At 40.7% G+C, this 13,044-nt stretch carries 16 protein-coding genes; 7 read left to right on the top strand and 9 right to left on the bottom strand.

The window, feature by feature from the left end; translation table 11 throughout:
* Positions 1 to 43 precede the first annotated feature (43 nt).
* The 3 genes from NYP54_RS11145 to NYP54_RS11135 are packed head-to-tail and all read left to right on the top strand — an operon-like array spanning position 44 to position 1,743.
* On the top strand, positions 44 to 667 hold the full coding sequence (locus NYP54_RS11145) for an RnfABCDGE type electron transport complex subunit B (RefSeq protein ID WP_283156559.1): 624 nt from the start codon (positions 44 to 46) through the stop codon (positions 665 to 667).
* Positions 668 to 676: 9 nt separating this feature from the next.
* Entirely contained in the window at positions 677 to 1,315 is a 639-nt protein-coding gene (gene nth, locus NYP54_RS11140) for an endonuclease III (protein WP_283156558.1), read from the top strand.
* On the top strand, positions 1,312 to 1,743 hold the full coding sequence (locus NYP54_RS11135; RefSeq protein WP_283156557.1) for a DUF1841 family protein: 432 nt from the start codon (positions 1,312 to 1,314) through the stop codon (positions 1,741 to 1,743). The genes nth and NYP54_RS11135 overlap by 4 nt, the downstream gene beginning before the upstream one ends.
* A 13-nt stretch (positions 1,744 to 1,756) precedes the next feature.
* On the opposite strand, the gene NYP54_RS11130 is transcribed toward NYP54_RS11135, so the two are convergent.
* From NYP54_RS11130 to rpsB, 6 genes are all read right to left on the bottom strand, one after another.
* Entirely contained in the window at positions 1,757 to 2,557 is an 801-nt protein-coding gene (locus NYP54_RS11130) for a phosphatidate cytidylyltransferase (protein WP_283156556.1), read from the bottom strand.
* Positions 2,554 to 3,294 carry a polyprenyl diphosphate synthase gene (gene uppS, locus NYP54_RS11125; RefSeq protein ID WP_283156555.1) on the bottom strand — a complete coding sequence of 247 codons (741 nt, stop codon included), beginning with the start codon at positions 3,292 to 3,294 and terminating at the stop codon, positions 2,554 to 2,556. Before uppS ends, NYP54_RS11130 begins: the two co-directional genes overlap by 4 nt.
* A 6-nt stretch (positions 3,295 to 3,300) precedes the next feature.
* A complete protein-coding gene (gene frr / locus NYP54_RS11120; protein ID WP_117001588.1) occupies positions 3,301 to 3,858 on the bottom strand; it encodes a ribosome recycling factor in 558 nt (185 codons plus the stop codon).
* Between the two features lie 12 nt (positions 3,859 to 3,870).
* The gene (pyrH, locus tag NYP54_RS11115; protein WP_283156554.1) at positions 3,871 to 4,587 is read right to left on the bottom strand and encodes a UMP kinase; all 717 of its coding nucleotides are present in this window, start codon (positions 4,585 to 4,587) and stop codon (positions 3,871 to 3,873) included.
* 5 nt (positions 4,588 to 4,592) lie between these two features.
* Positions 4,593 to 5,465, bottom strand: coding sequence for a translation elongation factor Ts (tsf, locus tag NYP54_RS11110; RefSeq protein WP_283156553.1), 873 nt, complete (start codon positions 5,463 to 5,465; stop codon positions 4,593 to 4,595).
* 230 nt (positions 5,466 to 5,695) lie between these two features.
* Entirely contained in the window at positions 5,696 to 6,421 is a 726-nt protein-coding gene (gene rpsB / locus NYP54_RS11105; protein ID WP_283156552.1) for a 30S ribosomal protein S2, read from the bottom strand.
* A 306-nt stretch (positions 6,422 to 6,727) separates the two neighbouring features.
* Here rpsB and NYP54_RS11100 point away from each other — a divergent pair, with 306 nt between their 5' ends.
* The 4 genes from NYP54_RS11100 to NYP54_RS11085 are packed head-to-tail and all read left to right on the top strand — an operon-like array spanning position 6,728 to position 9,731.
* A complete protein-coding gene (locus NYP54_RS11100; RefSeq protein WP_283156551.1) occupies positions 6,728 to 7,756 on the top strand; it encodes a zinc ABC transporter substrate-binding protein in 1,029 nt (342 codons plus the stop codon).
* A gap of 16 nt (positions 7,757 to 7,772) precedes the next feature.
* The gene (locus NYP54_RS11095; protein WP_349293388.1) at positions 7,773 to 8,468 is read left to right on the top strand and encodes an ATP-binding cassette domain-containing protein; all 696 of its coding nucleotides are present in this window, start codon (positions 7,773 to 7,775) and stop codon (positions 8,466 to 8,468) included.
* Positions 8,469 to 8,472: 4 nt separating this feature from the next.
* Positions 8,473 to 9,249, top strand: coding sequence for a metal ABC transporter permease (locus NYP54_RS11090; RefSeq protein ID WP_151192750.1), 777 nt, complete (start codon positions 8,473 to 8,475; stop codon positions 9,247 to 9,249).
* Between the two features lie 2 nt (positions 9,250 to 9,251).
* Positions 9,252 to 9,731, top strand: a complete 480-nt coding sequence (locus tag NYP54_RS11085) for a Fur family transcriptional regulator (RefSeq protein WP_283156549.1) — start codon at positions 9,252 to 9,254, stop codon at positions 9,729 to 9,731.
* Here NYP54_RS11085 and ald read toward each other — a convergent pair.
* The 3 genes from ald to ftsL all read right to left on the bottom strand — a co-directional run bounded on the left by ald (position 9,699) and on the right by ftsL (position 13,043).
* Entirely contained in the window at positions 9,699 to 10,838 is a 1,140-nt protein-coding gene (gene ald, locus NYP54_RS11080; protein WP_151192687.1) for an alanine dehydrogenase, read from the bottom strand. The genes NYP54_RS11085 and ald overlap by 33 nt on opposite strands.
* 197 nt (positions 10,839 to 11,035) lie before the next feature.
* Complete coding sequence (locus tag NYP54_RS11075) at positions 11,036 to 12,724, bottom strand: penicillin-binding protein 2 (RefSeq protein WP_283156548.1); 1,689 nt, start codon at positions 12,722 to 12,724, stop codon at positions 11,036 to 11,038.
* On the bottom strand, positions 12,717 to 13,043 hold the full coding sequence (gene ftsL / locus NYP54_RS11070) for a cell division protein FtsL (RefSeq protein ID WP_283156547.1): 327 nt from the start codon (positions 13,041 to 13,043) through the stop codon (positions 12,717 to 12,719). Before ftsL ends, NYP54_RS11075 begins: the two co-directional genes overlap by 8 nt.
* Position 13,044: the final 1 nt, after the last annotated feature.

Below are 13,044 nucleotides of genomic sequence, written 5' to 3'. Positions count from 1 at the left end.
CAATGCCCAACTTATCAGATGAATGAAATAATTTAATACTCCAATGATTGTATCCATTGACGCCATCGATGCGCTTTTACCACAAACCCAATGCACTAAATGCGGTTATCAAGATTGCTATGATTACGCCAAAGCCATTACCAATGGTGAGAAGCACAATCGCTGTCCACCGGGGGGGCAACAAGGTGCGGATGCATTGGCAAAATTATTACAAAGAGAAAAATTAAGCCTTGATCAAAGCTGTGGCACGCATGCGCCAAAGAAAGTCGCATGGATCAATGAAGATCTGTGTATTGGCTGCACTAAATGCATTTTAGCTTGTCCTGTCGATGCCATTATGGGGGCTAAAAAATTGATGCATACGGTGATCAATGAAGAATGCACCGGATGTGACTTATGTGTTGAACCGTGCCCTATGGATTGTATCGAAATGCATGAACTCCCTTTAGAGGCACAATCTCACGCATTAACTGATGTCCAATATGAAGCACAAAAAGCACACTATCGCAATAAGCATAATAAACGTGCGATACGTCTTAAACAGCAAAAAGAAAATGAAACCAAAAAACATCAACAAAATATTCGTTTAAGCAATATGAACATTGATAAGAAAGCTTATATTGAGCAAGCCTTAGCAAACTTTAAAGCTAAGAAAAAAATGGATTAATTGACACTCATGAATAAAGCAAAGCGTCAAAAAATTTTTGAGATTTGGCAGCATAATAATCCTAATCCGACAACTGAGCTAAATTACAGCTCAGACTTTGAGCTTCTGATTGCTGTGATCTTATCAGCACAAGCCACGGATGTTAGTGTTAACAAAGCCACTGATAAGCTTTATCCCGTTGCGAATACTCCTGAAGCTATACTGGCACTGGGTGAAGCACGCCTTATGGAATATATTCAATCGATTGGTCTATATAAAACAAAAGCTAAAAACGTTATAAAGACCTGTCAGCTGTTGATTGAAAAACATAACAGCCTTGTGCCACGTGATCGCAAATCGTTGGAAGCATTACCAGGTGTTGGACGAAAAACCGCAAATGTTGTGTTAAACACGGCTTTTGGTGAGCTAACCATGGCAGTTGATACGCATATTTTTCGCATTGCCAATCGCATCAATTTAGCCCCTGGCAAAAATGTCGATGAAGTGGAGATGCATTTACTTAAAGTCATTCCCAAACAGTTTTTAAAAGACGCCCACCATTGGCTTATTTTACATGGTCGCTATATCTGCACTGCGAAAAAGCCAAAATGCGGCACATGCCCCATTTATGATTTATGTGAATTTAAACAAAAAGAAGCCTATTTATGATTTTTAGCTCCGATCGTTTAGAACTTAGAAAACTATACTTTGACAGTTGGCATAAGTATTTAATCAAGCAGCCATTAACTGACCTTGAAACGCAAATCACACGGATTATAGAGCATCATCCTGAGTATCATCATTATCTGTCAAATCTGGATAATCTAGACAAAGACTTCCCACCAGAAATCGGTGAAACCAACCCCTTTCTGCATATGGGGCTGCATATGGGATTAATTGAGCAAGTTGTTACTAATCGCCCTAATGGTATCCATCAGATTTACCAACAGCTTTGCCAGCAACAGCGTGATGAGCATAAGGTGCAGCACATGATGATGGATCATCTAGCAGAATCGATCTGGAGTGCGCAAAAAAATCATATGCCACCTGATGAGTCAAACTATCTTGAACAATTACAGTTATTAATTTCTCGATAAAAAATATGGGTCTTTAATGCAAGCTCAACAGTCCAAATGCTAACAAAACTAACACAAACACTGGCAGGCTTGAAAACAAACTATCCATACGATCTAAAACACCACCATGCCCTGGTAGAATATTGCCACTGTCTTTAACACCGCATTCGCGTTTGATCATGCTTTCAAAAAGATCACCCAAGAGTGCAATCAATACAATCACAAAAGACAGAATAATCAAAATGGTTTGCTCATAGCGACTATGACTGATAATAAGTGCACAAACAACACCCGCGAGGCCACCAAAGATAACACCGCCCACTAAACCCTCTATCGTTTTCTTAGGGCTAATCACCGGCGCCAGTTTCTTCTTGCCATATTGGCGCCCTACAAAATAGGCACCACTATCGGCAAGTGTTACCACCAACATCATTAACAATAGAAATGAGGGTTTTTGTTGATGTAAAAGTGAAACCGATACCCATAGTGGTACAATCACAAAAAAACCCATCAAGTAACGCGAGCTATTCGATAGCGCATTAAAACGCACATTAGAGTAACGCAGTATCAAATAAAGTGCGAAAATCCAGAAAAGACAGGATAGTATCAATATCGACAGCTTAACATATTGTGATAGATAAATTAAAACCAATGTGATGACCAAATATAGGATGCGTTTAGGCAATGTTTTTGCATTAGCAAAAGCAGCCCACTCCCATGCAGCAAACAATAAGATAATTGCCACTGCGGTATCAAAAATCGTATCACTTAAGCGAAAAATCGCCCATAGCACGATAAGACCTAAAATAATTCCAGTAATAATTCTTTCCTTCACACTTTCCCCTTCATTTGCTCATCCGTTTTGCCAAAGCGTCTTGTGCGCTTTTGATATTCATCTAGCGCCAACTTAAAATCTTTTTTTGAAAAATCAGGCCAGTACTTGTCGCAAAAGTATAACTCAGCATATGACAACTGCCAAATCATAAAATTGCTAATCCGCTGTTCACCACTGGTACGAATCAATAAATCAACTGGCGTTTGAATTTCTTTAATCAAACATGCATTAAAATCTTCTTCGCTGATTTGATCAATCTCATCAGCCTGCAATACGCCACTTTGTAGTTGTTGTAATAGCTTTTTAGCGGCAGTTAATACTTCCCATTGACCACTATAATCAATCGCAACATTCAATTGCAGTCCGCTACAGTGTGCTGTTTCTTTTTCAGCATTGCTGATATTGTTAACGACCTCATCAGATAAGCGACTACGATCACCGACAACATGTAATCGCACATTATTATCCTGCATCATCGCTACTTCATTCACAAGCACCTCTGAAAATAGCGTCATCAGCGTGTCAACTTCTTCTTGTGGACGCAACCAGTTCTCACGCCCAAAAGCAAAAAGTGTTAGTATTTGAATCTTTTTCTCAACGGCAAATTCAATTGCAGCACGCACACTTTTGACTGCGGCTTTGTGTCCTGCTGTACGTGGGAAAAGTCTCTTTTTTGCCCAACGCCCATTACCATCCATGATAATTGCAACATGCTTGGGCATGTTTTCATTTGGCATATAGCACTAAATTTCCATTAAGTCTTGTTCTTTTTCTTGAACGATGACATCTGCCTTTGCAATCATGTCATTGGTCAATTTTTGAATATTTTCTTCGCCCTTTTTTGCTTCATCTTCAGAGATTTCTTTGTCTTTTAACAAATCTTTGATATCAGAGTTCGCATCACGACGAATATTACGAATCGCTACGCGCCCTTTTTCCGCCTCTGAACGCACTAATTTAACCATCTCTTTACGACGCTCTTCATTTAATGCTGGCATTGGAATACGTAAGCTATCCCCCATATTTGCTGGATTAAGCCCTAGATCAGACATTAAAATTGCTTTTTCAATTTTTGAAGCCAAGCCTTTTTCCCACGGCGTAATACCTAATGTGCGCGCATCCAAAACCGTAATATTAGCGGCTTGTGCAATCGGTGTTTCAATGCCATAGTAATCAATCGTTACATGCGCCAATAAGTCAGGGTGAGCACGTCCTGTTCTTATCTTTGCCAAATCATGACGTAGACTCTCTAAACTTTTTTCCATACGGTCTTTAGCATCCGCTAAAATCTCTTTAATCATAATGAGTTTCTCCTAGTCTCTAACCCAAGTGCCTTCTCTTTTGCCTTGAAGCACACGTAATAGGGCACCTGAATTATTTACATTAAATACACAAATAGGGACATTAAAATCACGTGCCTGTACAAACGAACCTAAATCCATTACTGCCAATTCACGTTTGAGCGTTTCATTAAAACTCAAACTGTCAAATTTAACCGCATCATCATGTTTATTTGGATCTTTATCATAAACACCATCAACAGTCGTCACTTTCAAAATGGCATCGGCATCAATTTCAATGGCACGAAGCGTTGCGGTGGTATCGGTTGTCACAAAGGGATTGCCTGTGCCACCAGCAAAAATCACCACTTTGCCTTCATTTAAATAGCGTTTTGCACGTTTTGGATTGGTGCACTCTAGCACGCCATCAATGCCGCGCGAGGATAACACTTCATTGTCAATACCTGCGTACGTTAATATGTCTGATAACGCCAATGCGTTAATCATCGTCGCAAGCATACCCATGGTATCAGCGGTACTTCTTTCAATTTGATTTTGAAAATTAGCACGCCCACCTCTTAGGATATTGCCTCCGCCGATGACTATAGCCAACTGCACACCTGAACTTAGCGCTTCTTTTATATCATTTACAATGCCTTGAACCGCTGATACTTGGATACCGAAGCCATCCGTTGATAGCGACTCGCCGCTTAATTTGATTAAAACACGCTTAAGTGTCAGGTGTGACATATTAATTATGCTCCTTGAACTTGGCTCATCACTTCAGCTGCGAAGTCAGTCTCTTCTTTTTCGATGCCTTCACCAACACCAAAACGAATAAAGCCAGTTACTGTTGCGTTGTTTGCTTTCAATAGATCTGAAACTTTTTGATCAGGGTTTTTAACAAACGGCTGACCAACTAAGCTTTGCTCATCCAAGAACTTGCGAATGCGCCCTGTGATCATCTTTTCAATGATCTCATCAGGCTTGCCACTTTCACGCGCTTGAGCGATAAAGATCTCTTTTTCTTTCGCAACGATATCTTCTGGTACTTGATCTTGTGATACAACGATTGGGTTTGATGCCGCGATGTGCATAGCAATATCTTTTGCTAAGTCTTCATTGCCACCGTTCATTGCAACGATCACACCAATGCGACCACCATGGCTGTAAACGCCAACCGTTTCGCCTTCAAGCGCATCAATACGACGAACATTGATATTTTCACCGATTTTAGCGATCAAGTTCTTACGTGCTTCTTCGATGCTCTCGCCACTTGCTAAAGTCAAAGCAAGTACTTCTTCAAGTGTTTTTGCATTTGAGTTAGCAACTGCAGTAACCACTGCGTCAGCAAACTTCTTAAAGTTCTCATCACGTGCAACGAAGTCAGTCTCAGAGTTAATCTCAACGATTACCGCTTTGTTTGCAGATTGTGACATTACGATAACGCCTTCAGCAGCAACACGAGATGCTTTCTTGTCTGCTTTTGCCGCACCTGATTTGCGCATCTCTTCAACTGCTTTTTCGATATCACCATCAGTTTGAGTTAATGCTTTTTTACACTCCATCATGCCCGCGCCTGTGCGCTCACGAAGCTCTTTTACTAATTGTGCGCTAATAGTCGCCATTGATTAGATTCCTTCTTGTTAATACTTTTAAAATATAAACTTATTAATTGCTGAGTTACGACCTTTTACTACTTCAACACCCCGCCTCGCAGGCTCGGCACCCCTCTTGCAAAGAGGGGAATTAAAATCACCGTTGCCCAATTCCCCTCTTTGCAAGAGGGGTGGCAGCCGCAGGCTGACGGGGTGTTTATAAAATCATAGCTTTTTCTAAAGTGCGTAACTTCAGTTAATTAAGCTTCTTCTTCAGAAACGTCTGCTGTTTTTTCTTCTGCGATATGTGACGCCTGTTTTGCATCAATAATCGTATCAGCAAATTTGCTTAAGTAAAAACGAATTGCTTTAACTGCATCATCATTACCAGGGATAACATAATCAATATCATCAGGACTTGAGTTACTATCAACAACCGCAACAACAGGAATGCCCAAGCGCTTAGCTTCTTCAATCGCAATATGCTCTTCTTTACTGTCGATAATGACTAAAACATCTGGCAAACCACCCATTTCTTTGATGCCGCCTAGTGCTTTTTCTAGCTTCTCGATTTCACGCGAATTTTGTAACGCTTCTTTCTTTGTCATACGCTCAAACGTACCATCTTCTTGCATTTTTTCAAGATCACGTAAACGCTTGATTGATTGACGAATTGTTTTATAGTTCGTCAACATACCACCTAACCAACGGTGATTAACATATGGCATACCACAACGTGATGCTTCTTCAGCAATCACTTCTTGTGCTTGACGCTTAGTACCAACGAATAAAATCTTGCCGTTTTTAGACGCTGCTTTACCAACGAAATTAACAGCATCTTGAAACAAAGGCACTGTCTTTTCTAAGTTGATAATATGAATACCGTGATTAATACCAAAAATGAATTCGCTCATTTTTGGGTTCCAGAATCTCTTTTGGTGACCGTAGTGAACACCAGCTTGTAACATTTCTTTCATTAAAGACATATTTTTCTCCAATTAATGGGTTATTCCGCCATTACTCCCACTTTTAAACCCTTTTAAAAGGCACCCTAAAAGCGTGTCGAGCAACGTGTGGTTTCTTATTGTTTTACATAAGCATTAAGCCAAAACTAAAAGCAAAAGTGATTGCAAACAGATATTACTGACAAAATGCGAGGCGGATTCTAGCACAAATCAATGATCTCTGCCAGATAAAAACTTAAGCATTGCCAAAAATAAAAAATGATATATTATATCGTTTTGCAGGATAACATTAATACTGACACACTGATCATCTTAAGGAACTATTGTATGTCTACCCTCTACAGAAATAGCAAACAAATCATATTAATTGCGACAGGATTTCTTACACTTATCAGCAGCTCACACGCTGATATCAAAGTCGTGGCTGCTGAAAACTTCTATGCCAATGTCGCAAGCTTAATTGGCGGTGACTATGTAAAAACCAACAGCATCATCAACAATCCTGATGCCGATCCGCATTTATTTACCACCTCTGCCAGTACAGCTGTCGCTATAAATGATGCGCAAGTCATTATTTATAATGGTGCCGATTATGATCCATGGATGAAACAGTTATTAAACGCACAATCAAGCAATAACAAAGTGGCTATTATTGATGTGGCAACTTTAATGAATGCCAAAAGTGGTGACAACCCACACCTATGGTATAACCCAGCCACCTTCCCAGCACTTGCTAAAAAGCTTACTGAAGTCTTCAGCCAAATCGAACCTGAACATAAGAAAACCTTTGACTTAAACTATCAAACCTTTGATAAGCGCTATCAAACTGTTTACAGCCAAATCAATGACATCAAATCACGCTTTGCCGGCACCAAGGTAACTGCCACAGAGCCTGTGTTTGGCTATATGGCAGATGCATTAGGACTAACCATGCTTGGACAAAAATTCCAATGGACGGTAATGAACGATGCTGAAGCTTCACCAAAAATGCTCGCTGACTATCAAAACCTATTTAAAAAGCGCACCGTTAAAGTACTTTTTTATAACCAGCAAGTACATGACAATGTCACTGAAAACATTCTAAATCTCGCCAAAGATAATAATATCCCTTACGTTGGCGTTAGTGAAACCATGCCGCAAAATGATAATGTGATCACTTGGCTTAAAGCCAATCTTAGTGATACACAGAAAGCACTGGAGCAAGCAACTGCCACAGAACACAACAGCAGTAAACCATCTACTGTGAAAGCAACGCCTCAAGTAAGTAGCGACACAGCAAAGGCAAGCGCCAAAGAGGTCAAAGAGACCAAAGAAACAGTTAAAGAAGACAACCCTTTGACAAACCTTCAGCAATAATATGCGTGACACAATCATCATCCAATGCAATGATCTTGTCATTGGTCACTCAGCACAAGCACCTTTATGCAAGCCTTTCAATCTAACGATTTATCAAAATCAATGGTTAGGTATCGTTGGTGAAAATGGCACAGGCAAATCCACTTTTCTTAAAACTATTTTAGGTTTTGAATCACCTATTTCTGGCAATCTGACACTTTTCTCGCAGGCAGTAGGCAAAAACAATCAATTGATTAGCTATATCCCGCAAGAGCGTGAGCTTAATCTGAACCCCAACATCTCAGCTTTAACGTTGATCAAGTCTAGTTTTAATGCCAATAGACTTGGATTACCTGCTTTTGGTAAAGGGATTGAGCAAAAAGCACATGATATTTTAGAACTTGTTGGGGCGCTACATTATGCGAAGAAACCCTTTGAAACCCTTTCAGGTGGGCAGAAAAAACGCATTTACCTTGCGCAAGCCTTAATTAATAATCCCAAAATATTACTACTTGATGAGCCTTTGTCAGATCTTGACCCTCAAGCCAAACAAGACTTTATCCAGGCACTTAAAACCATTCATGCCAAACAAAACATCACCCTTTTGATCATCTCACATGATATGCATGAGATTGCGCATGAACTGGATAACTTTATTCACTTCAAAAATCAACACGTGCACCTTTGCCAAAAACTGCCATGCTTAAAGGAGGATCGCAGTGTTATCTTATAGCTTTATGCAAAACGCTTTTATCGCTGGCACCTTAATTGCCATCATCTGCGGTATTGTGAGCTTCTTTGTTGTACTACGCAAAGCCGCCTTTGCTGCGCATGGTTTGGGGCACATCAGCCTCACAGGGGCTGCAGGCGCTGTATTAATCGGCATCTCAGCGATGAACGGGCAACTGATTGCTAACATTATTGCCGCAAGCATCATGGGTGCTATGGGTGATAAGATCAAAAAGAATGATCTTGCCGTTGGTATTGTACTCACCTTCTTCTTAGGTCTTGGTGCTTACTTCCTGTATCTCTATCAAACCGGTTACTCAGGCTCGATTATGTCGATCTTGTTTGGCAACATCTTAACGGTGTCAATGGAGCAAATCATCACACTGATCATCATGGCGCTTATTATCATTGCCATATTACTCTTTATCTCAAGAGCACTCTTTTTCACCTCGATTGATCCGCTTCTGGCGCGTGCTAAAAACATCCCTAATAAACTGCTCTCTGTTATCTTCTTTATCATTCTTGCACTAACCGTGACTATGGCATGCCAAATTGTTGGGGTGCTATTAGTCTTTGCATTACTGATTGGTCCTGCTGCTTGTGCATTTCAATGGAGTGATGGTTTTTATCAGGGCATGCTGCTGAGCATTATGATCTCCCTTGGCAGTGTTTGGGGTGCCCTTTGTCTTGCGTTTTATGCCAACTTACCGGCAAGCTTCTGTATTACCATGATTATTTGCGCAGTTTATGCCATTGGTCTTATTAAACAGTTAATGGTGAGATAATCATGAGCTCAAGCAAAAATTCTTTAGCTACAATCGAAAGTTTCTGCCTAAAGCATAATATTAAGCTTACGCGCTTACGCAAAGAAGTGCTTACTCTTTTCATTGATCAATCATCACCAATTAGCGCCTATGAGCTACTTGATCTCATAAACAAAGCACAGACAATTGAAAAAACGGCGACAGAAGAAAAAGCGAGTAAACACTATAACATTATGTCGATTTATCGTGTCTTGGACTTCCTGCAACAATCGGCACTCATCCATAAACTGCATACCAGTAATCGCTATAGTTTATGCTGCCATCCTGAGAAAAAAATGTGTCAACTTTTGATTTGCACTACTTGCGGTCAGAAAACTGAGCTCCATCATGAGTTACTTGATAAAACTTTAGAAGAATTAGCGCAAAAATGCGGCTTTCAGATTGCCGCTCATACCATTGAGATAACAGGCTTATGCCGTAACTGCGTGAGCACCCTTAGCTAGCGCTTCTTTTGGTGCAACATATGCGATATTAAGCGCCTCAGCCACCGGCAGTGAAGTAAGCATACCGTTATGTACACTTAGTCCATTCTCAAGATGAATATTATCAGTAACCGCTTTTTGATAGCCTTTATTTGCCAACTCTAAAGCGAAGGTTAATGTAGCATTATTTAATGCCACAGTTGACGTTCTCGCTACAGCGCCAGGCATATTCGCGACACAATAATGCACCACACCATCAACAACATACGTTGGATCTTGATGTGTCGTTGGCTTAGAAGTTTCAAAGCAGCCACCTTGATCAATCGCGACATCAACAACAACTGAGCCTTTTTTCATCGACTTAATCATCTCTTTAGTCACAAGTTTAGGTGCCGCAGCCCCTGGCACGAGCACCGCACCGATAACCAAATCAGCTTCCTGTACATACTTTTGCAAGTTATCTTTGGTTGCATAGATACAGTTTAATTTTGGTCCAAAATAATCATCTAGTTCACGCAAACGATCTAAAGACTTATCAAGTACCGTGACATGCGCCTCCATACCAATCGCCATACGAATTGCATTTAAACCAACAACACCACCGCCAATAACAACAACATTTGCTGCAGGGACACCTGGCACACCACCAAGTAGTAATCCGCTACCGCCTTGCGCTTTCTCTAAGCAATGCGCACCAGCTTGCACTGATAAGCGACCAGCCACCTCACTCATCGGTGTCAATAATGGCAAACGCCCATTTCTATCTGTTACCATCTCATAAGCAATCGCTGTACACTTAGACTCTAAAAGTAGCTGAGTTTGCAATGGATCTGGCGCTAAATGCAAATAAGTAAATAACAACTGCCCTTGGCGCAACATCTTGCACTCATTTGGTTGTGGCTCTTTGACTTTAATAATCATATCCGCTTTAGAAAAAATCTCTGCGGGTGTTTGAATAATTTTTGCACCTGCTTCAACATAATCTTCATTGGTAAAACCAATCGCTTCCCCTGCGTGATGTTCAACAAGCACTGTATGCCCATGATGGACAAATTCAGCAACATTACCTGGTGTTAAACCAACACGGTATTCATGATTTTTAATCTCTTTAGGGATTCCGACGATCATTGGCTATTTCCTCCACGATTATTTTTTAGTTTTGCTCGTTTTTAATCTTTTCAGTTTTTTCAGTTTTTTTTCAGTTTTTAGTTTTGCAGCCGCTTTTACAGCATCTAAAAATAATTCAGGCGAAATATAACAAGCAAGGCAGCAAAAACCAAACATTAACTAGCAGTTTTGAATAAATTTTACAACAAACTGAATAATCACGCTTTTTTGAGTTTATCGGCAGGCACACCCATCACTCTTAAAATATGCTCGGTAATTTGCGCAAAAATTGGCGCTGCTGCAGAGCCCCCGCCATACGCTTCCCCTTTCGGGTCATCAATCACCACCACAGTAACAATACGTGGATTCGACGATGGTGCAATACCAACAAATGTTGCCATATAACTATCGGATGCATAGCCTCCTGCTATTGCTTTACGCACCGTGCCCGTTTTACCGGCAACATGATAGCGTGGCACGCGCGCTTTAGAAGCCGTCCCACCCAGCCCTTCAACCACAGAAGTTAACATATCAACCACCTTTTCCGCAATCTCACTATTAATAATCTGAAAAGCTTCAACATCTTCTTTTTTATTACGCTTTAACAAGGTTGGTGGAATTAACTTACCACCATTGGCAATGGCGCTATAAGCTGTCGCAATCTGTAAAGCTGTCGCATTCATACCATAACCAAATGATAAGGTTGCCAATGGAAACTCACCCCACTTGCGCGGACTGGGCACATAGCCTGAGCGCTCACCAGGAAAGCCAATTTTAGTGACTTGTCCAAAACCAAATTTGCGCAAGGTATCACCCAAGGCATTAGCATCAATTGACAAGATAATACGCGAAATACCGACATTTGATGATTTCATTAAAATGTGACGCAAATCCATCTCGCCATAATTACGAAAATCCCTGACCGTGCGCCCATTAAGCTTGTAAAACCCCGGCGAGGTATCAACGATCGTATCAACATCGTATTGCCCTGATTCCATCCCCGCAATAGCGGCAAATGGTTTCATCACTGAGCCTGGTTCATAGACATCTGTTACCACCCGATTACGACGTTTCTCAGGTGTCGCATCTTGCATATTGTTGGGATTATATGAGGGGTAATTAACCATTGCTAAAACTTCACCAGTTTTAACATCCATCACTATTGCAGATCCGGCTTCCGCATGATTATTGATTACACCCTCTTTTATGTACTTATAAGCGATATATTGCAGCTTGCGATCAATGCTTAAAGTAATATCAGACCCATGTTTGACTTCAGTATCATCGGCATTTTTACGTGCAACACCACCTTTCAAATCTTTATGAATTGAACGGGTGCCGTCTTTACCCGTGAGATATTTATTGTATTCCAGCTCAATGCCTTCTTGCCCTTGATCATCGATATTAGTAAATCCAACGACATGCGCCATCACCTCAGTATCAGGATAAAAACGCTTGAATTCGCGCTCGATTTTAACCCCTTTCACATCCAATGTTTTGATTTTCTGCGCGATAAATGGTGAGACCTGACGTTTAAGATAAACAAAACCATGGCGCCCTTCACGCGCTTTAATACGCGCAATGATTGCATCTTGTTGCGCTTTATCCAACTCCAACAGATTAAGAATTTTACGCAAACTCGGGTCATCACTTGTAATATAAAACGGATTGACCCAAATCGAATCTACAGGTGTACTAATCGCCAGCGGTTTACCATTGCGATCACTGATCATGCCGCGATAGGCCGTTGTCGTTAAGGTACGCTCCGAGCGATTATCGCCTTCTTTTTTAAGCTTGGCATATTCTACCGTTTGCATATGGGTGAGCTTATAAACAAGCAAACCCAACACACACACGATCACCAACAAAATAAAATAGTAGCGCCAACTTAGTTTGATCTTACGCATTACTTTGAATCACTTTTGTTTCTTTGACACTGGGTAGGCGCATATCATTTTTCTTGGCAACTTCCTCAACATGTGAGGGCGATGCCAAGGTACTATGCTCAATCAAAATCTGCGTCCATTGATCGCGTAAATCCTCTTGCTGGTACATCAATTTCTGTTCTTTATCCAATGCCACTTTATAATGATATTTCACGATTACCACCATAAATGCCGAGATAATAAGCGTCATACACAGCAAAAAAGCAATGAGCACTCGCGCATTAAACGTACTTTTGACAAAAGATGTAAATAGCTTGCTGCGTACTTCAGAGCGTGTCATA

Origin of the sequence: Cysteiniphilum sp. QT6929 (assembly GCF_030035755.1) — a bacterium.
Lineage (GTDB): Bacteria > Pseudomonadota > Gammaproteobacteria > Francisellales > Francisellaceae > Caedibacter > Caedibacter litoralis.
This window is presented reverse-complemented; position numbering and strand designations above follow the sequence as displayed.